Source organism: Synechococcus sp. W60.1 (assembly GCF_047461575.1).
Classification (GTDB): domain Bacteria; phylum Cyanobacteriota; class Cyanobacteriia; order Thermostichales; family Thermostichaceae; genus Thermostichus.
Window position 1 is genome coordinate 1 of record NZ_JANSHL010000013.1, and the last position, 22,475, is coordinate 22,475.

The 22,475-nt window shown below is 58.3% G+C and carries 22 protein-coding genes, 1 tRNA gene and 1 pseudogene; 17 read left to right on the forward strand and 7 right to left on the reverse strand.

From position 1 onward, the window contains the following. On the reverse strand, positions 1 to 1,886 hold a 1,886-nt coding region (locus NW805_RS10990; RefSeq protein WP_414422502.1), incomplete at its 3' end, for a DICT sensory domain-containing protein. Between the two features lie 185 nt (positions 1,887 to 2,071). Here NW805_RS10990 and NW805_RS10995 point away from each other — a divergent pair. Both NW805_RS10995 and NW805_RS11000 read left to right on the forward strand, forming a co-directional pair. Next, positions 2,072 to 2,515, forward strand: a complete 444-nt coding sequence (locus NW805_RS10995; protein ID WP_414422503.1) for a 2TM domain-containing protein — start codon at positions 2,072 to 2,074, stop codon at positions 2,513 to 2,515. A gap of 107 nt (positions 2,516 to 2,622) precedes the next feature. Next, positions 2,623 to 2,693: transfer RNA gene (locus NW805_RS11000), tRNA-Gly, on the forward strand. Between the two features lie 126 nt (positions 2,694 to 2,819). Here the strand turns inward: NW805_RS11000 and NW805_RS11005 are convergent. Further along, positions 2,820 to 3,386: a hypothetical protein gene (locus tag NW805_RS11005; protein WP_414422504.1), complete on the reverse strand. Its 567-nt coding sequence runs from the start codon at positions 3,384 to 3,386 to the stop codon at positions 2,820 to 2,822. A 234-nt stretch (positions 3,387 to 3,620) separates the two neighbouring features. Here NW805_RS11005 and NW805_RS11010 point away from each other — a divergent pair, with 234 nt between their 5' ends. The 4 genes from NW805_RS11010 to gndA all read left to right on the forward strand — a co-directional run bounded on the left by NW805_RS11010 (position 3,621) and on the right by gndA (position 8,414). Beyond that, the gene (locus tag NW805_RS11010) at positions 3,621 to 4,973 is read left to right on the forward strand and encodes an ABC transporter substrate-binding protein (RefSeq protein WP_414422505.1); all 1,353 of its coding nucleotides are present in this window, start codon (positions 3,621 to 3,623) and stop codon (positions 4,971 to 4,973) included. A 112-nt stretch (positions 4,974 to 5,085) separates the two neighbouring features. Next, positions 5,086 to 6,288: a carbohydrate ABC transporter permease gene (locus NW805_RS11015; RefSeq protein ID WP_414422506.1), complete on the forward strand. Its 1,203-nt coding sequence runs from the start codon at positions 5,086 to 5,088 to the stop codon at positions 6,286 to 6,288. A gap of 91 nt (positions 6,289 to 6,379) precedes the next feature. Beyond that, a complete protein-coding gene (locus NW805_RS11020) occupies positions 6,380 to 6,901 on the forward strand; it encodes a pentapeptide repeat-containing protein (RefSeq protein WP_414329417.1) in 522 nt (173 codons plus the stop codon). Between the two features lie 94 nt (positions 6,902 to 6,995). Continuing rightward, on the forward strand, positions 6,996 to 8,414 hold the full coding sequence (gene gndA, locus NW805_RS11025) for an NADP-dependent phosphogluconate dehydrogenase (protein ID WP_414422507.1): 1,419 nt from the start codon (positions 6,996 to 6,998) through the stop codon (positions 8,412 to 8,414). Here the strand turns inward: gndA and NW805_RS11030 are convergent. The 3 genes from NW805_RS11030 to nadC all read right to left on the reverse strand — a co-directional run bounded on the left by NW805_RS11030 (position 8,411) and on the right by nadC (position 12,078). Further along, positions 8,411 to 9,904, reverse strand: coding sequence for an L-aspartate oxidase (locus NW805_RS11030; RefSeq protein WP_414422508.1), 1,494 nt, complete (start codon positions 9,902 to 9,904; stop codon positions 8,411 to 8,413). The genes gndA and NW805_RS11030 overlap by 4 nt on opposite strands. A 29-nt stretch (positions 9,905 to 9,933) precedes the next feature. After that, positions 9,934 to 11,022 carry a quinolinate synthase NadA gene (nadA, locus tag NW805_RS11035; RefSeq protein WP_414383838.1) on the reverse strand — a complete coding sequence of 363 codons (1,089 nt, stop codon included), beginning with the start codon at positions 11,020 to 11,022 and terminating at the stop codon, positions 9,934 to 9,936. Between the two features lie 198 nt (positions 11,023 to 11,220). After that, positions 11,221 to 12,078 (reverse strand): carboxylating nicotinate-nucleotide diphosphorylase, encoded by an 858-nt coding sequence (gene nadC, locus NW805_RS11040; protein ID WP_011434043.1) that lies wholly within the window; start codon positions 12,076 to 12,078, stop codon positions 11,221 to 11,223. Positions 12,079 to 12,275: 197 nt separating this feature from the next. On the opposite strand from nadC, the gene NW805_RS11045 reads away from it, so the two are divergent. Next, positions 12,276 to 13,052, forward strand: coding sequence for an RNA-guided endonuclease InsQ/TnpB family protein (locus NW805_RS11045; protein ID WP_414422509.1), 777 nt, complete (start codon positions 12,276 to 12,278; stop codon positions 13,050 to 13,052). A 4-nt stretch (positions 13,053 to 13,056) separates the two neighbouring features. Here the strand turns inward: NW805_RS11045 and NW805_RS11050 are convergent. Then, positions 13,057 to 13,799, reverse strand: a pseudogene (locus NW805_RS11050) (IS5-like element ISSoc13 family transposase). A gap of 164 nt (positions 13,800 to 13,963) precedes the next feature. On the opposite strand from NW805_RS11050, the gene NW805_RS11055 reads away from it, so the two are divergent. The 7 genes from NW805_RS11055 (at position 13,964) to NW805_RS11085 (ending at position 18,978) form a co-directional block, all read left to right on the forward strand. Further along, entirely contained in the window at positions 13,964 to 14,317 is a 354-nt protein-coding gene (locus NW805_RS11055) for an RNA-guided endonuclease InsQ/TnpB family protein (RefSeq protein WP_414422531.1), read from the forward strand. A 38-nt stretch (positions 14,318 to 14,355) separates the two neighbouring features. After that, positions 14,356 to 15,213 carry a hypothetical protein gene (locus NW805_RS11060; RefSeq protein ID WP_414422510.1) on the forward strand — a complete coding sequence of 286 codons (858 nt, stop codon included), beginning with the start codon at positions 14,356 to 14,358 and terminating at the stop codon, positions 15,211 to 15,213. A 28-nt stretch (positions 15,214 to 15,241) separates the two neighbouring features. Then, positions 15,242 to 15,547, forward strand: coding sequence for a hypothetical protein (locus NW805_RS11065; protein ID WP_011434047.1), 306 nt, complete (start codon positions 15,242 to 15,244; stop codon positions 15,545 to 15,547). A 27-nt stretch (positions 15,548 to 15,574) separates the two neighbouring features. Continuing rightward, complete coding sequence (locus NW805_RS11070; protein WP_414422511.1) at positions 15,575 to 16,750, forward strand: tetratricopeptide repeat protein; 1,176 nt, start codon at positions 15,575 to 15,577, stop codon at positions 16,748 to 16,750. A gap of 609 nt (positions 16,751 to 17,359) precedes the next feature. After that, positions 17,360 to 17,497 (forward strand): hypothetical protein, encoded by a 138-nt coding sequence (locus tag NW805_RS11075; RefSeq protein WP_414400424.1) that lies wholly within the window; start codon positions 17,360 to 17,362, stop codon positions 17,495 to 17,497. Next, on the forward strand, positions 17,484 to 18,251 hold the full coding sequence (locus NW805_RS11080; RefSeq protein ID WP_414356291.1) for an RNA polymerase sigma factor SigF: 768 nt from the start codon (positions 17,484 to 17,486) through the stop codon (positions 18,249 to 18,251). Before NW805_RS11075 ends, NW805_RS11080 begins: the two co-directional genes overlap by 14 nt. 133 nt (positions 18,252 to 18,384) lie before the next feature. Then, the gene (locus NW805_RS11085; protein ID WP_414373469.1) at positions 18,385 to 18,978 is read left to right on the forward strand and encodes an SAM-dependent methyltransferase; all 594 of its coding nucleotides are present in this window, start codon (positions 18,385 to 18,387) and stop codon (positions 18,976 to 18,978) included. Here NW805_RS11085 and NW805_RS11090 read toward each other — a convergent pair. Then, the gene (locus tag NW805_RS11090; RefSeq protein WP_414422512.1) at positions 18,975 to 19,388 is read right to left on the reverse strand and encodes a VOC family protein; all 414 of its coding nucleotides are present in this window, start codon (positions 19,386 to 19,388) and stop codon (positions 18,975 to 18,977) included. The genes NW805_RS11085 and NW805_RS11090 overlap by 4 nt on opposite strands. Positions 19,389 to 19,844: 456 nt before the next feature. On the opposite strand from NW805_RS11090, the gene NW805_RS11095 reads away from it, so the two are divergent. The 3 genes from NW805_RS11095 to mreD all read left to right on the forward strand — a co-directional run bounded on the left by NW805_RS11095 (position 19,845) and on the right by mreD (position 22,355). Beyond that, a complete protein-coding gene (locus tag NW805_RS11095; RefSeq protein WP_414419661.1) occupies positions 19,845 to 20,873 on the forward strand; it encodes a rod shape-determining protein in 1,029 nt (342 codons plus the stop codon). Between the two features lie 67 nt (positions 20,874 to 20,940). Further along, positions 20,941 to 21,693, forward strand: coding sequence for a rod shape-determining protein MreC (mreC, locus tag NW805_RS11100; protein WP_414422513.1), 753 nt, complete (start codon positions 20,941 to 20,943; stop codon positions 21,691 to 21,693). Positions 21,694 to 21,710: 17 nt separating this feature from the next. Next, complete coding sequence (mreD, locus tag NW805_RS11105) at positions 21,711 to 22,355, forward strand: rod shape-determining protein MreD (RefSeq protein WP_414331966.1); 645 nt, start codon at positions 21,711 to 21,713, stop codon at positions 22,353 to 22,355. Positions 22,356 to 22,475 lie beyond the last annotated feature (120 nt).

Here is a 22,475-nt window from a genome sequence, read left to right on the forward strand (position 1 = left end):
CGCCCCCCCATGGCCTCAATGATCAGTCGGCAAATGGCTAGCCCCAAGCCCGTCCCACCCACCGAGCGCCGCAGGGATCCCTCTGCTTGATAAAACCGCTCGAAGATGGCTTGCAACCGGTCTGGCTCAATGCCGCGCCCGGTGTCGGCAACAGTGAACTTCACCATCGCCCCCGTCGATCCACCGGCTGGTGGCTCCACTTCTGCCCGAATCCAGATCCGTCCGGTGGAAGGGGTAAATTTGCAGGCATTGTCCAGCAGCTTACGCAACACCTCCACCAGCCACTCCCCATCCGCCCTAACCATTGGCAGCCGTTTGGGCAGCACCTGCTCGATGGTGGGCAAGTCTTCGTGCCGCCGTCGCGCTTTGACATTGCTCAGGGCCAGCTCCACACATTCTTGAGCAGACAACGGCTCGATATGCCAGCGAACGCGACCACTTTCCAGCTTGGAGAGGGTGAGAAAGTCCTGCACCAACTCCCGCAGCCGATCGGCATCTTGCAGGGCTGTGTTCAACATTTCCTGGCGCATCTCCAGGGGCATGTCGGGGTCGCTGGCCAAAGACTCCAAACACACCTGAATGGTGGACAGCGGGGTGCGCAGCTCGTGTCCGGTCACGGCAATCAGCTCTGATTTGGCCTGATCCAGAGCTGCCAACTGGCGATTGAGCTCTTCTAGGTGCTGATAGGCTTCTGCCTGCAAGAGGGCTACCCCCACTTGGTTGGCAATGGCTTCTGCCAACTCCAGAGTGGCCGGCTGCCAGCGGTGAGGGTGTTCGTGGTGTAGCTCCAATAGGCCCAGCAACCGCCCTTGATAGAGAATCGGCATGGCCACCCAAGCCCGAATTTGGGCCGGCTGCCACAGCTCCGGCACTCGCTGCAGGCGGGGATCCTTTTGGGTATCCTCGCAGCACACCGCTTGTGCCGAGGCTACTGCCTCCCGCAAAAAAGGGTTGCTGGGAAGAGGCCACAGGGATCCCTTAAGGCTGCCCATCGTTAGGGTGCGGTACTCCTGCTCAATCTGAACAGCAGGGGCCTGGCCATCGTAACGGTAGATCAAACATCGCCCCACCTCTGCCACCTGCCCCAGCTCCTGCACAGCAATTGCCAAAATCTCGCCGGGATCCAAAGACTGGCGAATGGCACTGCTGATGCGGTTGATCAGATGCTCTTTGCGCTCTTGCGCCCGAATGGTGCGGTAGGCCCGCTGCAGCTTGTATTGCCCTGCCTGGAGATAGGTGATCAGCCGCTCGGTAAAGGGGCCTGGATTCAGTTGGCTGGCGGAGTTTTGCGGGGATCCCTTGAGGTACTGGCGAAGGGGCTCAAGGCGAGGTTCCAGATCCGGTCGGTAACTGAGGATCTTGGGCAACAGGGCCAAAGCCGCTTGGACTGTAATCTGACGATCAAATGACCAGATCCCATCAAATTGGCGAGCTGCATCCATATCGCTGCTTTGCCAAGGACGCTCCCGCTGCATCTGCAAGCGTTCTCGACACACGAGGCAGGTGGCATAGTGGGCATCGATGACGATCAAGTGCCACTCCTGCACCAAGGGATCCTCTGGATCCAAGGGAATGGTGTGGTAGGGCAGGTCTGTCTGAGCAAAATCCTTTTCTGGGGTCGCCAACACAAACACGTCTTGGGCCATTGCGCTGATGCGCTGGTAGCGCCGTGCATCCTGGCGGTAGTAGCGCTCCTTTTGAAAGTTAGCGAATACCCACGGGGATCCCTGCCCTTGCAGCACCTGATCCTCAATGGCGTGGCTGAGGGCAACCAAAGAGGATTTGAAATACAGTTGTGGGCGCAGGTGCGGCAAAGCCTGCAGCAGATCGCTCAATAGGGAGGTACGACTCTGGCGAAGGTAAGATCTAGAGCGGGTGGAGGCCATAACCCTACTGGCAAGCACAGATCACAGGCAGTACAGGGACACTTAACCCCAGAGAAGGAGGCTCGCAGTCTAGGTTTAGTCTAACGGTTGGGATCCCGCGGCGGAGGGAGCTTCATAAGGCGCAAGATCCAGCTAGCCCAAACTAAGAGATATAAAGTTTACGAAGTTATATGTAAGTCAGCCAAATGTCGGGATCCCGGTACAGCCAAGAGGACGTGCAGCAGATCCTCCAGCGGGCCATTGCCCGCCAGCCACGCCTGGGCGAGTTCACCCGCTCCCAACTGCAGGAGATGGCTGCCGAACTGGGGATCTCCCCCCAAGAGCTGGACTTGGCCGAGCAGGAATGGAAGGCCTGGCAAGAGCTGAACAGCCAACACCGAGAATTCCAGCGCTACCGCCGTCGGCAGTTTTACCAACTGCTGGGCCGCTATGGAATTGTCAACAGCTTTTTGCTGGGCTTAGACTGGCTCTCCGGTGGAGGGCTATCTTGGTCGCTGTTTATACTCATGGGGTGGGGCTTGACCGTTGCCCTCAAGGGCTGGAACGCCTACCAAACGGAGGGTGAACGCTACGAGAAAGAGTTTCGCCAATGGCAAAGGAAACGCCATAAAGATCTCCGCCGCAAGTAAGCGCAGCCCACCCAAGAAGCCCGTCTCGCTGATGGAAATGGATTTCTCTCCAGACCTTGACTGGGGAGAGGTGCTATCATAGGCTTCCGGCATCAGTGAATGCCTGTGCGGGCGTAGTTTAATGGTAAAACCGCAGTCTTCCAAACTGCTGTTGTCGGTTCGATTCCGTCCGCCCGCTTCCTCCCACAAAATCCTAAGGGATCCCTTAAAGTGCCCTTCAGATTCTTCTTCACAGGTTGGGGCCGATCGTGGTGGTGCGGCGGATGGGTTGACCCTTTAGAGTCTTGCCTTCTACTGTTTTCACCTAGCCTTGTCCTGGCACAAATCGGTACTGCACAGAGGACTGGGTGCCACCAAGCAGATCCCCTTGGGCATTGAAGACGCGAGTTTCCCGCTGCCAGTGTCCTGGCCCGGTCGGTGTGCTGCTCGACTCGGTGGTGTAGGTTTGGCCGCGAGCATTGTTGAATTGGCCGCTGTGCTGCCAGCCTTGCCCCGCTTGGCCCTCGATAAGGCTCGAGCTGCTGCCCACCGTCTTGCCCTCGGCGTTTTGCAGGGTGGTGCTGCCCTGCCGTTGCCAACCCTCATGTGTGTGAGTAGTGGTGTGCTGATGGTTCAGGTTCCAGGTCTGACCTTGTTGGGTAGTGACTTGGCCGGAATAGTCTCCTTCCACCCCCTGACCGGGAATGAATTGCCGGGATCCCTGGCCGGAATAGGTGCCACTACCCGATCTGCCACTTGGCCCGGTGCGAGTGTAGGTGCCGGAGTGAGTGAAGGTGCGCTCACCGCTCGGGGTCAGGGATCCAGCCGTTGGCGTGGTGGCTGTGGCAGTGCGTTGACGGGGGCGAGCCTGCGCAAAGGGAGCAAGCGCCATCAGGAGGGCAGTAACCAATAACAGGCAAAAGCTTGCGGTTTTCATCTTCATTCTCATTTTTCCAGACCCCTAGAGAGGTTGTCGATCATAACCCAGGCTCAGCCTTTACCCTGTCTGACTCTGACTTTGGCCTGAAGGTTCACTTCCTAGAGGGATCCCGCCAGACATAACCTGCTCTTAATGTCGGTGCTGTAATCTCAGAGGTGCCTTTAGCGAATGCGACTGCATTTTTCTATGAATACCCGTCGTACTTTCCTGGCTGTTGCGGCTGGCCTGGTGGCTGCGTCTGCTGCTGCTCTTCTGGCTGCCGACAGCTTTGCTCAGTCTCCTGCCGAAGTCAAGGTTTGGATTGCCTTTACCGACAACCGCCTGGATTGGGCCCGCGAAAAAGCGGCAGAGTTCAACAAACAATTTCCTCAATACAAAGTTACGGTCGAAGGCTACGGCAACTACGAAGAAATTCAGCAAGCCACCGACCTGGCCATTCAACAAAATGCTGCTCCTTCGGTGGTGCAATGGTTTGAGGTGGGCACCCAACGGGCACGGGATTTTGGTTACTTCAAGTCCATTGCCGAGGCTCTGGGCAATCGCACCGAAGTGAACGGGATCCCAGTGAATTTCGACGATTTTATCGAGCCGGTGGTGAGCTACTACACCCTGGATGGCAAATTTACCTCCATGCCCTGGAACAGCTCCAGCCCCATTCTCTACTCCAACACGGCCATCTTGAAGGAGGCTGGGATCGAAAAGCCGCCGGCCACCTGGCAAGAGCTGGAGGCTGCTTGTCAAAAGATCATGGCCCTCCCCGACGCTCCCCAGGGCTGTGTGACCTGGCCCAATCACGGCTGGTTCTACGAGCAGTGGATGGCCCAGCAGAATGCCCTCTTGGCCAACAACGACAATGGCCGTGCCGCCCGTGCCACCCAGGTCTTTTTGGACTCGGAGCCGTCAATTGCCATCGCCACCTGGTGGAAAGGGATGTATGACAAAGGCTACTACATCTACAGCGGCAAGCAGCGGGATTGGGCAGCCACCGAGCAGGCCATCCAGACCGGTACCGTCGCCATGGCCATCACCAGCAGCGCCGATGTCGCCAACATCACCAACGCTGCCAAGCAAAACAACATCGAGCTGGTCACCACCCGCATGCCCTACAACGCCGACAAGGGTTGGACGGGGAACTTGATCGGGGGAGCCAGCCTCTGGCTGGTGAAGGATCTGCCCAAGGAGGTGGAAGAGGGGGCGCTGACCTTCATGCTGTGGCTCAATAACACCGAAAATGCTGCCGAGTGGCACCAAGTGACCGGCTACTTGCCCATTCGGAAAAGCTCGGTAGCCTTGCTGGAGTCGAAGGGCTGGTTCAAGGAAAACCCCAACTTCTTCACCGCCATCGACCAAATCAACAATTCCAAGGTGACCCCTGCCACTCGGGGGGCGCTGCTGGGGGCTTTCCCCGAAATTCGCAACGTGGTAACCCAAACCATGGAAGATCTGATGCTTAAAGGCGGGGATCCGGCCCAGGCCATGGCCAAGGCCAACGAGGAGGCCAACCGCCTTCTGGCCGAGTACAACTCCCTTTACCAGTAGCCTCAGTGTCGATGGGCCAGGGGTGTTATTGAGGGATGGGGGTGGGCGGCGGCCTGCCCCTTTCCGGGCTTTGATAAGGCTCTTGTGAAGAGCAAAGCCGAGGTGAGAGGCGATGTTGGGATTCATCCAAGTGCTGCTGCCCCTGTTGGCGGGGTTGCTGGGATCCCTCTGGATGGGGCTCCGTTTTCGACGCATCGAGTGGCCTGTGCCGGTGGGGGCAGTGCTGGGGGGCCTAGCAGGAGGGCTGGGATCCCTGATTTTTATGGCGCCCCTGGATTTTTGCACTTTTGAGCCGGAGCGCAAGGCCATCGACATGGCCTTTGGCGTGGGGCTGGTGCTGGCGGGCATGGCCATTCCCCTCTGGCCGCTGTTGGCGTGGACGCAGAAGGAGCAGGAGCGCCGCCTGGGGATCCCCGGCCCAGCTGTTCAGGAGAGGGGCATCTTTAAGCAGTGGTGGCTGGCGTGGCTGCTCTTGTTGCCCACCTTCACGATCTTGGTGGTGTTTCTCTACTACCCAGGGCTGGATACCTTCCGCCTTTCCACCCTGCTCACGTTTGTGGGGGCGCCGCGCAGCCGCTTCGTCTGTGTGGATAACTTTACCGCTTTGCTGACGGATTCCACCTATCTGCGCAGCCTGGGGATTACCTTTGCCATTTCGGCGGCCATCGTGGTGCTGGGGTTGAGCGGATCCCTGTTGATTGCCACGCTGGCCTATCAGCCGATTCGGGGGGCGGCGATTTATCGGGTGTTGCTGATCTGGCCCTACGCCATCTCTCCGGCGGTGGCCGGGATCATCTTCTTTATCATGTTCAACCCCTTGGGAGGGGTGGCCAACCATTTGCTGGGCCTGGTGGGGATCCCCCCTTTAAACTGGCTCAGCGATCCCAACTTGGCCCCCTGGGTGGTGATCTTTGCTAGCGTTTGGAAGCAGATGGGCTACAACATTTTGTTTTACCTTGCCGGCCTGCAAAACCTGCCCAAGGATTTGCTGGAAGCGGCTGCCATCGACGGGGCCGGTGCAGTGCGTCGCTTTTTTGCCATCACCCTACCGCTGCTTTCTCCCATCACCTTCTTTTTGGTGATTACCAACATGACCTATGCGTTTTTCGATATCTTTGGCACCATTGACTTGCTGACTGCTGGGGGCCCTTCCGGATCCACCTCGGTGTTGATCTACGAGATCTACAAAATCGGAGTGTCTTCAGGCAATTTGGGTAGGGCTGCCGCGCAATCCATCGTCCTGTTTCTCATTGTGGTGGGGCTGACGATCCTGCAATTTCGCACCACCGAGCGGAATGTAACCTACGGCGGATAACGGCTGTCTCTGCTGCAACGCAATGATCCCAGTTCTCAGTGGGCAAGGGGAAAATCGGCAAGAATGGGGGTAGAGAATCTAGGGATCCTCGATGGCCCCAAAATCCAACGCCTCGACTTGCTGGCGCGACTTCGGGAAGCTGGGCATGCTGCTGGCGGCCACTCTGCTGCTTTGGCTCCTCTGGGGCTCCATAGCGGGCAGCCAAGCCCGTCTCAACTTCAACAACGCCGATCTGCAAGGTCAAGATCTATCCGGCCAAGATTGGCGGGGCAGCAGCTTTGTCAGCGCCAACCTGCAGGGCGCCGATCTGCACGGGGCCAACCTTTCGGGGGCGGCATTCACCAAGGCCAATCTGGCGGGGGCCAACCTATCCGGTGCCGATTTGAGCAATAGCCTTTTGGATCTGGCCAATTTGGCAGGAGCCGATCTCAGAGGGGCCAAGCTCACGGGAGCCATTGCCGCACGGGCGGTTTGGCAAGGAGCGCAGATTGCCGGCGCCGATTTCAGCGAAGCCTATGTGGATCGGGCGGCAAAGCGGCAGTTGTGTGAGCGAGCTGAGGGATCCCACCCGATAACCGGCGTAACCACCCGTGAGAGTTTGGGCTGCCCTTGAATCAGGGCCGGCAAAGGTGAAGAAAACAGGATCCCTGAGCCCCGTCGGTCAGATTGGCCTCTAGATTGGGTGAGGTGTCGATAGTGCCCCAACCATGAGCAAGCCCAGCTTTGCGGTGATTGGCCTAGCGGTGATGGGGGAGAACCTGGCCCTCAACGTCGAGCGCAATGGCTTCCCGGTTGCCGTCTACAACCGCACCAGCTCCAAAACCGACCAGTTCATGCGGGAGCGAGCCCAAGGCAAACGGATCCCCCCCGCCGCCAGCCTGCCGGAATTGGTGCAACTGATGGAGCGGCCCCGCAAATTCTTGATCATGGTCAAGGCGGGTGCGCCGGTAGACGCGGTGATTGACGAGCTTAAACCCCTGCTGGATCCGGGGGATATCATCATCGACGGCGGCAACTCCCTCTACACCGACACCGATCGCCGTGCCGAAGCCCTCGCCCCCACCGGGATCCACTTTGTCGGCATGGGAGTGAGCGGCGGGGAAGAGGGAGCCCTGAACGGCCCCAGCCTCATGCCCGGCTGCAGCCCAGAGGCCTACCAACAACTGGAGCCAATCTTGGCCAAAATTGCCGCTCAAGTGCCAGACGGCCCCTGTGTCACCTACCTGGGGCCCAAAGGGGGCGGGCACTACGTGAAGATGGTACACAACGGCATCGAATACGGCGATATGCAGCTGATCGCCGAGGTCTACGACCTAATGCGCAGGGCTTTGAAGCTGTCGGCCTCGCAGATGCAGGAGATTTTTCAGGCTTGGAATGAAACAGAGCTGGAATCTTTCCTAATTGAAATTACCGCCAAGATTTTCCAAACCCTGGATCCGGAAACCGGCAAGCCGTTGGTGGATCTCATTCTGGATAAGGCTGGGCAAAAAGGCACCGGTTTGTGGACAGTCAAGGACGCTCTAGATCTGGGGGTACCAGTGCCCACCATTGAAGCGGCGGTGCAAGCTCGCATCCTCTCGTCGATGAAAGAGGAACGGGTGGCTGCCTCTGCCCAGTTGAAGGGGCCCGACGCAACTTTTGCAGGGGATCCCGACTGCTTTATCCAAGATCTGCGCGCCGCCCTCTACTGCTCCAAAATCTGCTCCTATGCGCAGGGGATGGCCCTGCTCAAAAGAGCCACCGTTGCCCACGGCTACGTCTACACCTTCAGTGAGATTCCGCGGATTTGGAAGGGGGGCTGTATCATCCGCGCCCGCTTCCTGGGCGAGATCCAGTCGGCCTACAAACGGGATCCAGAGCTGGTGAACCTGCTGTTGGATGAGGAATTCGAGCAGGCCATCCGGGAGCGGCAGGGATCCTGGCGGCGGGTGGTGTCCACGGCGGCTGCCCTGGGGATCCCGATCCCGGCCATCAGCGCTTCTTTGGCCTACTACGACAGCTACCGTACCGCCAACCTGCCCCAGAACCTCACCCAAGCCCAGCGGGACTTCTTCGGGGCCCACACCTTTGAGCGCATCGACAGGCCGGGCGTCTTTCACCATGAGTGGAATGCCTGTTGCCGTTAGCAATGCGTAGCATCAAGAGGTCTCCGGAAAAAAGTTGAACCGCGCACCTCCGTATGGAAAGGCTCCCCTTCCTGAGGAAAATCCTCGCGGAAATGGGCCCCGCGGCTTTCCTCCCGCAGCAGCGCCCCCTGAGCTACCAGACGGGTCAGCAAAAGCAGACTGCCTGCCTCGGCCTCTTCCCGGGTGGCCCAAGGCTTTTCCTGCAGGGGAAGTGCCTTGACAAAGGTCAGAAAAGCCCGCAGCCGTGTTCCCTCCCGCACAACGCCCAAAGCTTCCCCAACTCGATGCCTGAGAGCCGGCAGGATGTCGGGAGACGTCGCCAGAACGGGTAGCCTCTGCAGCTGTCGGGGAAAGCTCACCTCTCCCAAATCTTGCAAGGCAGCCAAGGCGGCCCGCTTGCCCATGACCAGCCCTTCCAAAAGGCTGTTGGAAGCCAAGCGATTGGCTCCGTGCAGACCCGTGGAAGCCACCTCCCCAGCAGCATAAAGGCCCGGCAGGCCGGTGAAGCCGAAAGTGTCCGTTCGGATCCCACCCATCACGTAGTGAGCCGCGGGAACAACTGGGAGCAGATCCTTCGTGGGATCCAGCCCCAAGGCGCGGGCAGAGGCAACAACGGTGGGAAAGCGCTCCTCCAGATGTTCGACGACCCGCAGATCCAGGTAGGTTCCCCCTGTCTGCTGCCGCTCCCAGAAAACGGCCCGAGCTACCACATCCCGCGGCGCCAGCTCTCCCAGCTCCGCATAGCGAGGCATAAAACGCTCCCCCAAGGCGTTGAGGAGAACAGCCCCTTCTCCTCTTACTGCCTCGCTCACCAGCGCTCCATTGGGCAAGGCCGTGGGGTGAAATTGCACAAACTCCAGATCCCTGAGAGTGGCCCCTGCCCGCCAGGCCAGCACCATTCCGTCGCCGGTGGCCCCCGGGGGAGCTGTCGAGACGGGGAAAAGGCTGCCAAATCCTCCCGTAGCCAGGAGAACTGCCCCGGCCCTCACCTCCACCGGCCCTTCAGGGCCAAGCAGCAAGGCCCCCCCTACCCTGTCCCCCGCCAGCAAAAGGCTTAGGGCTGTGTAGCCCTGCAAAGGCAGCCTGTTGAGGCGAGCCAGCAAACCTCTCAGAAGCCACAGTCCGCTCCGATCCCCCCCCAGATGGCGTACCCGCGCTTGGGAGTGGCCCCCTTCCCGGACAGGTTGGGGATGGAAAGGAAGGCCCCAGCGCAAAAGTCTCTCCAGGTGCAAGGGTGCTTCCTCCACAATGGAGCGAGCCACCTTTTCTTCCACCAGGCCGCGGCCCGCTTGCAAGGTGTCTTGGATATGGGCTTCTACGTCCGCCTCATCCACAGGAAAAGCCACCCCACCCTGCGCCCAAGGGGTAGAGCCAGAGGGAAGGGGATCCTTGCTTACCACCAGAGTTGTCGCCCCCTGGGCTTCGGCCCACAGGGCTGCGTACACCCCCGCCACCCCTGCTCCCAGGATCAACAGGTCTGTTTCTAACAAGGGCGGCGCCCCGTTCTTCCCCTCCACCTCTAGGCTCCGGCGGGCACTGCCAGCATGGCCAGGATGGAACGGCGAGCCTTCTCAGCCACCTCCTGGGGCACCTGGATCACGTAGCGCATCTCCTGCAGGGAGCGGTAAATCTTTTCCAAGGTAATCTTCTTCATGTACTCGCAGACGGCTTCTGCCTTGACAGGGATGAACGTTTTGTCTGGAGCTTCTTTCTTGAGCCGGTGAAGAATGCCCACCTCGGTGGCCACCACAAACTCGCGGCTTTCTGAAGCTTTGGCGTAGCGCACCATGCCCTCGGTGGAGAGCAGCTTGGCATCCGGTTTGAGGAAGAGACAGCTAGAGCCGCAACTGCACTCCGGGTGAATGAGGAACTCTGCTCCAGGGTGCTCTTCCACCATCGCCTTGAGGTGCTCTTCCCGGATGCCAACATGCACGTGGCACTCTCCTGGAAAGAGATCCAGCTCCCTTCCGGTTACTTGAGCAACGTGGGCTCCCAGAAACATATCCGGCACGAAGAAGATGGGGCGATCCGGGGGCAGGCTGGCCACCACTTGAACTGCGTTGGCGCTGGTTACGCAGACATCTGCCAGAGCCTTGATCTCGGCAGCGGTGTTGACGTAGGCCACCACCAGGCCCTCAGGGCAGGCTGCCTTCCACCGCAGCACATCTTGCGGGCGAATGCTATCGGCCAAGGAACAGCCCGCCTCCAGATCCGGCAGCAGCACCGTCTTTTCCGGGTTAAGGATGGCAGCCGTCTCCGCCATAAAATGCACGCCCGCAAAGACAATCACCTGGGCGCTCGTCTTTTGAGCCTCCCGAGCCAGTCCTAAGGAGTCTCCCACAAAGTCCGCCACCTCTTGAACTTCGGGGAGCTGATACGAATGCGCGAGGATAACTGCCTGCCTTTCCTGTTTGAGCCGGGCAATCTCCTGGACGATTGTGGCAGTGTTGTGTAGCAATGGGGTTTCTCCCTTCATTTTCGACTTCTTGTCGCGACAGCGTTGCGTAGCAATAACGGTTTTGTTCCTCTGGAGGCTGGACATGATCTGAGGACTTTGTCCCGCTAATGCGTTTGCAGGAGCAGCGCGCAGCAATAACGGAAAGCCCATCTCCTGGAGTTGGTCGACTCTGCTTTGGGGGGTATCTGAGCCGGCAAGAGAAGCAACCCCCAACCCAGATGCCCGGCGAAGCCTTTCGCGGCGCCCAGTTGAGCTGGAGCTGGGCTTAGGTTGTCTTCTCAAAGTAGCATCAGTCGCAACAGCGTTGCGTAGCAATAAAGCAGTGTCCAGCGAGGACTTGGCTCAGGGTCACACCACCAGCAAAGAGAGATCCAAAGCCTTGGCCGAGTGGGTGAGCGCCCCGACGCTGACGTAATTCACGCCTGCCTCGGCCACTTGCCTGGCCCGTTCTGGGGTCATGTTGCCGCTGGCCTCCAGGGGAACTCTCCCTCCCACCCGTTGGACGGCGGCCTGGGTTTCTTCCAGGGTGAAGTTGTCCAGAAGGATGAGATCGGCTCCTGCTGCCAAAGCCTCTTCCAGTTCCTGGAGATCCCGCACCTCCACCTCCACCTTGAGGTGGTGGGGAGCACCTTCCTTGGCCCGCTTGACGGCTGCCAAAACGCCTCCCGCGCCGCGGTCGCAACAGCGTTGCGTGGCAATGATGTGGTTTTCCTTGATCAAAATGCCGTCGAACAGCCCAAAGCGGTGGTTTTTGCCGCCCCCTACCCGTACAGCATACTTCTCCAGGGCGCGCAGGCCGGGAGTGGTCTTGCGGGTGTCCAGAAGCTGGGTTGAGGTTCCCCGGAGAGCCTCTACATAGGTGCGGGTGAGGGTGGCAATGCCGGACAGCCTTTGGAGAAGATTGAGCGCCAGCCTCTCCCCCGCCAGAATGCCCTTCAGGGATCCCTTGAGGTGGGCCACCTCTTGACGGACAGCCACCCTGGCCCCTTCCTCCACTCCAGGGATGAACTCCACCTGGGGATCCGCCAGCCGAAAAACCCGCTTGGCAATCTCCAGGCCGGCCAGGATCCCTGTCTCCTTGGCCAGGATTACCGCCTCACCCTCCAGTCCTGGGGGTAGGGTCAGCTCTGTGGTGAGGTCGCCGTGCCCCAGGTCTTCCCACAGCCAAGCGCAAAGGGTCTCCTCTGGTAAGTAAACTTCTTCCATTTTCGGTTTGGTTTTAGCTAGACCGCCGGGAAGCCCCGCCCTCCGTTAGTGACTAGTGGCTAGTCACTATCCACTCACCACTATCCAGGGTGAGGGTCGGGATGAGAGGCAAGGACACGATGCTTTGTCCTTACTGGTGCTATGACCGGCGTAGCAGGATTTTATACGCTCATCATGAGAACTTTTATAAACTCATCATGAGAACTGCCTATCAATATCGCTTACGCCCTACTTCTAGCCAAGTTGCTCTGATGGACCAATGGCTAGACTTGTTACGCAAGCAGTACAACTACCGCTTGGCAGAGCGCTTTGCGTGGTGGGAACACAATCGCTGTGACATCAATGCTTGTCCCTTAATCTGTCACTTGCCTGAGCTGAAAGACAAGCCCGATTTCTACTCCCAGAAACGGGACTTGGTGAGCACGAAAGCCCTGTTTCCGGAGTACAGAGCAGTCCATTCGCAAGTCCTCCAGAACTGCATAGAGCGAGTGCACAAAGCATTCGACCGCTGGCTGAAGGGCGACTGTAACGGCAAGCGGGCAGGGAAACCCAGATTCAAGGGAGTTGGGCGGTATCGCTCCTTCAGTTTCCCCCCGATGCAACAGGACTGCATTTGCGGGCAGTTTATCCATCTGCCCAAAATCGGTGCTGTTCGGATAATTCAGCACCGTCCTTTGCCTGAGGGCTTTGTGATTAAGACCGCTACCATCAGCCGCAAGGCAGACGGGTGGTATGTGACCTTGAGCCTGCAAGATTCGTCCGTCCCTGAGTTTACTCCTGAGTCTGCAACGCTGGAAAACACTACAGGGATCGACGTGGGACTGGACTCCTTTTTGGTGACCGATGCGGGGGAGTCTGTTCCAGTTCCCCAGTACTATCGCAAGGCAGAGCTCAGGCTCAAGAGGTTGCAGCGAGCCTTGTCTCGCGAGAAGAAGGGGTCAAACCGCCTATGGCTAGTGACTAGGTTGTGTTGATCTTTCATTTGAGCCAAAAGAGAGCACTGACGAGATAGAGAAAACTCAAGAAGTTCCTGGCCAATTTGTCAAAACGAGAAAATAGATGCCGGTACTGCTTTAACTTATGAAAAAAGCATTCGATTAAATGCCTCTCTTGATACAGATGCTTGTCATAATGCCGCTGCGTCTTTCTATTCCTTTTAGGCGGAATAACCGCTTGAGCTTCCCCTATCTTCTTAATCAACTTATCCGCATCATATCCTTTATCCCCAATTACTTTGGTATCCTTTCTCTGCCAGCCCTCTATCAATTCTTCCCCTTGAGTAATATCGCTCTTTTCTCCGCCAGTTATTCTCAATTCCAGCGGATTTCCCAACCCATCTACACTCACATGAATCTTGGTGCTGTATCCGCCTCGGCTTCTCCCCAAAGCTTGCTCCCCTTTTTTCCGGCAGCACAGGAGTGCGCTCGAACCATGGTTTAATCAATAATGAGATGCTCTAAATCAGGGTCGTCAATAAAATACTTGAACATCCGTTCCCACACTCCAACACGACTCCACCGGTGAAATCTTTGATAGATGGTGTACCATTTGCCATATCCTTCTGGGAGGTAGCGCCAAGGAGCACCGGAACGGGCTATCCAAAGAACTGCTTCAATAAACTGTTTGCAGTTTGCTTCTTTCCCAATGTTAACTCTCTCTTCTGTCTGTAAAAAAGCTAATATCTTCTGCCATTTGTTTTCATCTAAAAAAACCAACTTCATCCTCTTTCCTCTATAAATTACTCTCTCTATCCTAACATAAGATCAACACGACCTAGTGGATAGTGACCAGTGGATAGTGAATAGTGACTATCCACTAACCACTATCTCAGCGCAAAGATTTTCATGACAAAACAGCGAACTGGCTGGTAAGCAAGGGCAAACATATTGGGTACGAAGCCCTGAATATCAAAGGTATTGCGAGGACGAAGCTAGCAAAATCTGCCTATGATGCTGGTTGGGGACAATTTCTGCGAATTCTGGCAGTCAAGGCTGAAAGAGCTGGGCTGAGGGCGATTGCAGTGAATCCCAACGGCAGCAGTCAAAACTGCTCTCGGTGCGGTCAAAGAGTACCGAAGGCGGTTCAAGACAGGTGGCATTCTTGTTCCCATTGTGGGCTAGAACTAGGACGCGACCACCATGCGGCCATCAACATCAAGTACAGGGCGGTGGGGCATCCCGTTCTTTTCGCGTCAGCGGGACGTAGTCCTCAAGCGCAGGAAACGTCCTTTTCGCGTTAGCGGCGCGGAGCGCTTTGCATCAGCATGAGTGCGGGAGTATGTCACGACGGAAGGTGAGGCAGATGGGGGGCCGGCTCAGGCAAAACTGGCTGTGGCAACTGGGGAGAGCCCTTGTGGCTGTTTGGATCGGCTGGGCGGAGGGGAGCGCTGCCTGGGCGAGGGACATGGCGCCGGCTGCCCCTGGAGTCTCCTCTCCCCCTACTTTGCCCATCCCTTGGGAATGGGTGTACGACTTGCAGGAGCAAGCCCGGCAGCGGCAATGCACATTGGTTGGCCTGTTGCGCAGCGATCCCTTGCCGGCGCCGGATCCCCAGTGGCAGGTGTACACACGGCTAGATTTGGTGGCCACGCCTCAGGCTGGTCGGTTGACCAGTGTGTTGTTTGCCGAGAACACCCGTACTCGGGCCTTGCAGGTTATCTATCAAGCCTCAGGGTCGGTGTACGACCCCGTTGAGGCATTGGATTTTGCCATGATCCTGCCTCTAGCCTGGCAGGGGAACACTTTGCTGGCGCGGGAGTACGAAGGCTGGTTCCAGACCGATTTGAGCTGGGATCGGGCGGTGGTCTGGCCTTTGCCCACCGGCTCGACAGGGATCCCACCGGTGCAAATCTGGGATCCGCCGCCGGCGCTGGGGTATGCGCAGCTGCTGGGCTGGGATCCCCAGGCGCGAGAGCGGGTGCTGTTTGCGGTGGCCGATAGCCTTGGAGAGATGCCCCGCTTGGTGAGCGTGGGCCCAGACCGCCAGGTGTTGCTGCGAGCGCCTGCCGTTGCCCTTTCCCCAACTCCCTCTTCTCTACAGGGGTGGCAGGAGATCCGGCCCAAGGGGGGAGAGCCTCTCTGCCACCAAAGCCGTTTTGGGCTGGAGCAGGGAGGGGAAAATGAAAAATTAAACTGAGATGCAGAAGCCTGTGGGAGCGACAACCATGTCCAAACCGGTGGTGCGGCGGGGCTGGCCTCTGGAGGCCTTTGTCGGGGATGTAATCGTCTGTACCCTAGAGGGATCCCATCTGGATCAGGTGACGGAAATCCGAGTCAGCCCGGCGGGTAAAGGGATCCGAGTCAGCTTTGGGGATCCCTTGGGACGCTCTAAGGAACCGGTGCAGGCCAACGCCGAGGCGCTGACGGTTACCTTTGAGATCGATCCCAGCACCTACCCTGGCGAAAAGCGCATTGAGCTGATCTCGCCGGCAGGGCCCAGCGATCCCCTGCCGTTTTTGGTGATGATGTAGAGGCGCGCAGAAAAGAGGAAGTGGGTCATGCCGTTTGTGATTGCCCCGACCGACGTGGGCGTGCTGGTGCTGGGGGCGAGCCTGTTGCTTTTGGCCGGGGGTTGGGCCTGGTGGCTGCGGCGGCAGAAGCGTGCTGCCTCTCCAGAATCTACAGCCGTTTCGCCGGCCCCGGCGGTTGACCCATCTGCCCTTTCGGCGGAACAGGCGGCTCAACTACAGCCCTTCGAGCAGGCGGTGGGAGATCAGCCGCAGGATCCCATTGCCTGGTACAACCGCGCCACCACCCTCGACCACCTGGGGCAAGCCCAAGCTGCCCTGGCCAGCTACGACCGCGCCCTGGAGCTGAAGCCGGACTTCCCCGAAGCCTGGAACAACCGTGGTTCTCTGCTGGACGATCTCGGTCGCCATCAAGAAGCTCTGGCCAGCTATGAGCGGGCTCTGCGGCTGAAACCGGATTTTTTTGAGGCCCGCTTTAACCAGGCCAACACGCTGCGGCAATTGGGCCGCTACGAAGAAGCCCTACGTGCCTACGAACGGGCCCTTGCCCTCAGCCCCGACAGCCCGGAAACGTGGTACCTGCACGGGCTAACCTTAGCCTCTCTGGGACGGTGGCAGGGATCCCTAATCAGCTACGAGAAAGCCCTCGCCATCAACCCCGTCAATGCCCAAGTTTGGCAGAGTCGGGGCCTGGCTCTGTTTCACCTAGAGCGCTACGTCGATGCTCTGGCCAGCTACGAACGAGCCCTGCAACTGGGCTCCGAATCGGCCTCTCTCTGGGCCGGCCATGCCCTTGCCCACCACCGCCTCGGCAACCCGATGGAGGCCCTCAACAGCTATGACCGTGCCCTGGCGCAGGATCCCAAACGCCCTCAGATCTGGGTGCAGCGCGGCCTGGTGCTGATGGACTTGAACCTCTACGAGCTGGCCATCCAGAGTTTTGATCGGGCCCTGCAGATGGATCCCAGCAATGCCGAGGCTCACTACGCCAAAGCCTGCTGCTACGCCTGGGAAGGCCAAGTGCCTCAGGCCCTACAAGCTTTGGAGCAAGCCCTACGCCTGGAGCCGGAACGCTACCGCCCCTTGCTCTCCTCTGAACCCTATTTCCACCCCATTCGCGAGGAGCCGAGTTTTGCGTCGTTTTTGGTAGCTCTCGCCGGCACGGAACCCCTCAAGAACCGCTCTGAAAGGCTTACACAGGGCTAGGCAACGCTAACCTTTGCTCAACGTCAAAGCGACCTGCGTCACAAGTCATCACTAACGGTAGTCTTGGCTACCAACCTGTCAGAGAAATCTCCACAGGCGCGACTTCCCCACAAGCTGTGGGTAGAGCGCTCAGACGACCGCAGTGGGTCAAGTGCTGCATTGAGACCCCAAAAACATCCCAGCCCTTCTCTCTCTGGGAGAGGGGGGATCAGAATGCGCAGGCGATCTCACGGCCAATCCCAAATCATGAACCAGTCCATGAGAGCACGCCAGCAACAGAAATCGGGCAATTCAATCGGGCCTGACAGGGAAATTGCGCTCTTTTGCCGAGGAAACCCGCCGATTTTCCGTGGAGATGCTGTTGCTTGGGCCCAGAAACCTGGTCAAACTAAGAACGTTCTAGCTTTTGGCGGATCTCAACAGTGTCCAGTCGTGCTTCTGACACCATCTCTGTAGCCCTATAGCTTGCGCATGCCAGGTCGGTTCGGCTGGGCAAAAGCGTCTATTTGGACTGGATAGGTGTTGATTATGCGTGGGATCCTCAGCCTTTGAATGGTTTTCCAGTTCCTTAAGTGCTGGTTCTACAGTTATTTTCGGCAAATCGGTAAAGTGGTTCTCTATGATAACGGCCCCTCGCCTGATCTCTCCCAAGAACTCCGTCTCACCGAGGCGACCGGCGGCCTCCACTCCATTGCCTTTGGCCAAGACCGGATTCCCAGCCGCATGTGGATCTATGGCATCTCATGAGGATGTTAAAGCCCGAACCGCCGAACTGTTGCGGCTGTACCACCAGAATCGGGATCCGGCCCTGCGCAATCGACTGGTGGAAATAAACATGGGCTTGGTGCGCAAAGAAGCCCATCACTGGCGCAACCAGTGCAATGAGGGGTACGATGACCTGGTCCAAGTTGGCTGCTTGGGTTTGATTCAGGCCATCGAACGGTTTGATATTACCCGTGGGCTGGCTTTCAGCTCCTTTGCCATGCCCTACATTCGCGGAGAAATTCAACATTACCTGCGAGACAAGAGCCCCACCATGCGGATCCCACGCCGCTGGACAACTCTGCAACGACAAGCCAAGAAGGTGATTGCCCGTCTGCGGCAAGAGTTGGGCCGTTCTCCCTCTGAGGCCGAGGTGAGAGAAGCCCTACAACTGACGGAGCAGGAATGGCGAGAGCTGGAACTGGCTCAACAAAACAGCCTTTTGCTCAGCCTGGATGCCCCGATTCAAACCGAGGAAGACAGCGTCGCTTTGGGGGAGGTCGTTCCGGATCAGCGCTACCGCAGTTTTCAACTGGCCGAAGAAGACCGCATTCGCCTACAGCATGCCTTGGCCAAGCTGGAGGAACGCACCCGCAAGATTTTGGAATTTGTCTTCTTCTACGACCTCACCCAAAAAGAAACGGCAGAGCGGCTGGGGATCAGCGCCGTTACCGTTTCCCGCCAAGTCAAAAAGGGGCTGGAACGTCTGGCCAAGTTGTTGAATCAAGATATTTTTTAAGTTGTTGAATCAGAATATTTTTCGAGACGCTGGAACCGACGCAACTGGCGGTGGCTTTCCACCCTGTAGAACAGCGAGGGCTCTGTACCGCAACAGATTGATAGACTGATGGAAACATGGACGAGAGTATTTGATGAATAGAAAAAACCGCTCTTCTCGGGATCGACCCTTGGCACCCCGCGGTTTCAAGCCTAAGCTCGGTCAGAACTCGGTGGTCAGGGATCCCTTCTTCCAACGCCAGTCCAACCGGCAAAGTCCAGAGGGAATCCGCTTAGCCCCCTATGTGCGCACCTTGCCCTTGGTTGTGGATGCCATGCTGGATTTGGCCCAGGTGGGGAGCGAGGATACTCTGTACGACTTGGGCTGTGGGGATGGCCGCATTCTCATCCGGGCGGCACAGCGCTTTGGCACGCGGGGCGTGGGGGTGGATATCGACCCGGAGCGCATCCTGGAAGCCCAACAGCGGGCCCAAGAAGCCCAAGTTCAGGATCGAGTCACCTTTCTCCAGCAGGATCTGCTCACTCTGGACTTAACCCCGGCGACGGTGGTGAGTTGTTATTTGCTGCCCAGCTCCCACCTGCTGATCCGAGACAAGTTGCGCTCCCAGCTTCGGCCCGGCGCTCGTCTGGTCACCCACTCCTTCGACATGGGGGATTGGCCCCCCACCGCCACCACCACCGTATCGGATGTCATCAACACCTACACCATCTACCTTTGGCGGATCTAACCCTGGGGATCCCAGGCTGTCGCTTCCCCAAAAGCAGCAGAAGGCTGGTGCAGTACAATCCGGTTGCCATCGGGATCCCGAAAATCCACCTCCTGTCCGTGAAAGGCTTGTCGCAGAGGGGAAATGGAGATCTGATAAGCTTCCGCCAACCCCTCCAGTGTTGTCAGGGATCCCTGTAAATCCTGCACCTGTAGGCAGAGGCTCACCGCTTCGGTTTGGGCACCACAATCGAGATGACGGCTGCGATAAAGGCCCAGCCGCAACCCCGGCAGACGAAACTCCACGTACACCGGATCCCCCTCTGTCGGGAGCTGGACTTGGGGAGGGATCCCCAAGAGATCCCGATAGAAGCGTTGTAGACGAGGCAAGTCCAGGGTAGCCACGCTAACCAAGGCACCAGAGAGCTGCATCGCAACCGCCAAAAGACCGGGTTGGTCTATCTTAGCTAAACTGCCGAGAAGCCCCGCGCTGTACCCGCAGGGTGAGCGTCGGGAGGATGTCACTCAGCTCCAACACCACGCGAGTCTGGGTGGCGATGTCGGATCCACCGTCTTGCCCTCCGGATCCAGGGCCAATGTGCCCGAGATGTAGAGGGTATTTTGCCCACCTTCACGCCGGGAGAATAGGGGGCGATGGCCGGATAGCCGGCTGGAGCAATGGCAACCTTAGGCACGAGGGATCCCGAATCACAACAGGATTGCACCTTAGCGGCGAATTCGATCTTCCACAGCTGGCTGGGATACAGCCATAGCCGGTTTCTCTGGAGCAGATTCCCACTCTTCGGGGGAGATTCTCTTGCAGAACTAGACTATAGTAGGTACCAAAGCTTGCTGCTTCTTCCCAAATCAAGACTGGAGCGACTTACCGTGGGGTTATTCAGCCGATTTTCCCGTGATATGGGCATTGATTTGGGCACTGCCAACACGCTGGTCTACGTGGCCGGGCGAGGCATTGTCCTGCAAGAGCCCTCTGTGGTCGCCATCGACCAAAACACCAAGCAACCCCTGGCTGTGGGGGAAGATGCCAAAAAAATGTTGGGCCGTACCCCCGGCAACATTGTAGCGGTGCGTCCTCTGCGAGATGGGGTGATTGCCGATTTCGACACGGCGGAGATGATGCTAAAACACTTCATCCACCGCGTACACGAGGGCCGGTACCTGATTGCTCCCCGCATTGTGATTGGGATCCCCAGCGGTGTGACCGGGGTGGAGCGACGGGCTGTGATGGAAGCCGCTCTCCAGGCCGGGTCGCGGGAGGTGTATTTGGTGGATGAGCCGGTGGCAGCAGCCATTGGGGCCGGGCTGCCGGTGCAAGAGCCCACCGGGAACATGATCATCGACATTGGCGGCGGCACCACTGAGGTAGCCGTCCTCAGTTTGCAGGGGATCGTGCTGAGCGAGTCCGTGCGGGTAGCGGGAGATGAGCTGAGCGAGGCCATCGCCCAGTACATGAAAAAGGTTCACAACCTCACCATCGGGGAGCGCACCGCTGAAGAGATCAAGATTCGGATTGGCTCCGCCTACCCGATTCAAGAGGAACTGACCATGGAGGTGCGCGGGTTACACCTGCTCTCGGGTTTACCCCGTACCGTCACGGTGAAGAGCACCGAAATTCGCGAGAGCATGGCCGAGCCCCTCTCGGTGATTGTGGAAGCCATTAAGCGCACCCTGGAGCGCACTCCACCGGAATTGGCTGCCGACATTATCGACCGAGGCATCATGCTGGCCGGGGGAGGAGCCTTGCTCAAGGGTCTAGATGCCCTGATCAGCCATGAAACCGGGATCTTGGTTCACATTGCCCCGGATCCCCTCAGTTGTGTGGTGCTCGGTACAGGGCGAGTTTTGGAGGATTTCAAAACCTTGGGTCGAGTGTTGAGCGGCAGCTTCAAGGGCTAGAGGCGCTTCTCCCTCTCCCTGATTTCCTGATTTGAGGTGTGAGTCGAGTGGGTCGGAGAGGTATTGCTTGAATCGGCTACGCCAATGGTGGAGGCGCTACGGCTTGGGGTTACTCCTGTCTGCTTTGGCGATGGGGGCAGCGCTGGGCTTGCGCCAAACCCAGGGATCCCTATTGGTGGAATTGTACAGTTGGATCACTGCTCCAGCCCGTCCGCCTGTGGATCCCGCTGCGGTGCTCAGCCAGGCCGCTAACCGTGAGCTGCAAGCCCTGGTAGCCGAGTTGCAGTACCAAAACCGCGAGCTGAAGCGACTGCTGCAATTTACCGAGCAAATGCCCCAAGCGGGGATCCCAGCAGCCGTGGTGGGTCGCAGTGCCGATCACTGGTGGCAACAGCTCACCCTCAGCCGCGGCAGCCGGCATGGAGTCAGGGTGGGAGATGTAGTCATGGCGCCGGGCGGGTTGATCGGGCGAGTCGAGTCGGTCACGCCCAACACCAGCCGAGTGCTCCTGATCAGCGATCCCACCAGCCGTGTCGGGGTAATGCTGAGTCGCAGCCGACACATGGGCATCCTGAGGGGTACGGGCACCCAGAGTGCCATTTTGGATTTTTTCGACAAGGCCCCCAAAGTAGAGGTGGGGGATGTGGTGGTGACCTCGGGCCTGAGCAGCTTTTACCCAGCCGGGGTTGTGGTGGGAACGGTTCGAGCGGTCAACTTGGATGCCAGCCCTGCCCCTCAAGCCACTGTCGAACTGTCGGCGCCGCTGGGTCTCTTGGAATGGGCCTTGATCTACCGCTATGCTCAACCCTCTGATTCCTAAGCTCTTGATCTACCGCTATGCTCAACCCTCTGATTCCTAAGCTTAAGTCTCACCTTAACTGGCTGGTGACTGTCCTGTCGGGATTGCTGGCAGCAGTGGCCCCTTGGTGGCGAGGGCCGGGCTTGGAGCTAGCAGGCTTAACCCCAGATTGGCCCTTGATCTGGGTGGTGTGCTGGAGTGTGCGGCGCAAAGCTTGGCAGGGGGCTGTTGCCGGGGTCACCCTGGGTTTTCTGCAAGATGCGCTGACCAGCCCTTGTCCTACCCATGCGCTGGGGCTGGCTGTAGTTGGGATCCTCACCGCCAAGTTGCAAAAACAACGCTACATGCAAGAAGACTTTATCTCGGTGGCCTTGATCGTTTTTGGTATGGTGGTGATCGCCGAAACCTTGATGGCACTGCAATGGATGTGGCTCGTGGCCTCGCAGGGATCCGATGACCTGGATCCAGCAGGAACGCAAACCTTGCTGGATGGATTGGAGAACTCCCTTCGGTTTTTCGGCAACATTGGTGGCGATGGCCCCCGTTCTCTGGAGAGCATCTGGTGGAACCATCAACGCAATGCCCTCACGTCTGCTATTTTAAGTAGCCTCTGGGCACCTGCTTTGTACTGGCCCCTCAGCCGTTGGTGGCAGTCTCAAGAGCGGGATCCCAGAGAGATTTAGCCCCTGTTTTATGCCAAATCATCCTATCTTTCGGTTAAAACCCAGGTCACAGCAGAGTATGTCCCTTGGCATTTTTGGCAAGAAAGAACTCTCGAGGCGGCGGGAGCCGGTTTGCCGACT

Excerpts from the sequence above, each read along its gene's own strand:
- NW805_RS11005 (WP_414422504.1), bottom strand. The coding sequence starts at position 3,386 with ATGGCGCTTGCTCCCTTTGCGCAGGCTCGCCCCCGTCAACGCACTGCC.
- mreD (WP_414331966.1), top strand. The coding sequence starts at position 21,711 with ATGCTCAACCCTCTGATTCCTAAGCTTAAGTCTCACCTTAACTGGCTG.
- NW805_RS11065 (WP_011434047.1), top strand. The coding sequence starts at position 15,242 with ATGTCCAAACCGGTGGTGCGGCGGGGCTGGCCTCTGGAGGCCTTTGTC.
- NW805_RS11015 (WP_414422506.1), top strand. The coding sequence starts at position 5,086 with ATGTTGGGATTCATCCAAGTGCTGCTGCCCCTGTTGGCGGGGTTGCTG.
- NW805_RS11070 (WP_414422511.1), top strand. The coding sequence starts at position 15,575 with ATGCCGTTTGTGATTGCCCCGACCGACGTGGGCGTGCTGGTGCTGGGG.
- NW805_RS11090 (WP_414422512.1), bottom strand. The coding sequence starts at position 19,388 with ATGCAGCTCTCTGGTGCCTTGGTTAGCGTGGCTACCCTGGACTTGCCT.
- nadC (WP_011434043.1), bottom strand. The coding sequence starts at position 12,078 with ATGGAAGAAGTTTACTTACCAGAGGAGACCCTTTGCGCTTGGCTGTGG.
- gndA (WP_414422507.1), top strand. The coding sequence starts at position 6,996 with ATGAGCAAGCCCAGCTTTGCGGTGATTGGCCTAGCGGTGATGGGGGAG.
- NW805_RS11085 (WP_414373469.1), top strand. The coding sequence starts at position 18,385 with ATGAATAGAAAAAACCGCTCTTCTCGGGATCGACCCTTGGCACCCCGC.
- NW805_RS11020 (WP_414329417.1), top strand. The coding sequence starts at position 6,380 with ATGGCCCCAAAATCCAACGCCTCGACTTGCTGGCGCGACTTCGGGAAG.
- NW805_RS11010 (WP_414422505.1), top strand. The coding sequence starts at position 3,621 with ATGAATACCCGTCGTACTTTCCTGGCTGTTGCGGCTGGCCTGGTGGCT.
- NW805_RS11080 (WP_414356291.1), top strand. The coding sequence starts at position 17,484 with ATGGCATCTCATGAGGATGTTAAAGCCCGAACCGCCGAACTGTTGCGG.
- NW805_RS10995 (WP_414422503.1), top strand. The coding sequence starts at position 2,072 with ATGTCGGGATCCCGGTACAGCCAAGAGGACGTGCAGCAGATCCTCCAG.
- nadA (WP_414383838.1), bottom strand. The coding sequence starts at position 11,022 with ATGGGCTTTCCGTTATTGCTGCGCGCTGCTCCTGCAAACGCATTAGCG.
- NW805_RS11045 (WP_414422509.1), top strand. The coding sequence starts at position 12,276 with ATGAGAACTGCCTATCAATATCGCTTACGCCCTACTTCTAGCCAAGTT.
- NW805_RS11060 (WP_414422510.1), top strand. The coding sequence starts at position 14,356 with ATGTCACGACGGAAGGTGAGGCAGATGGGGGGCCGGCTCAGGCAAAAC.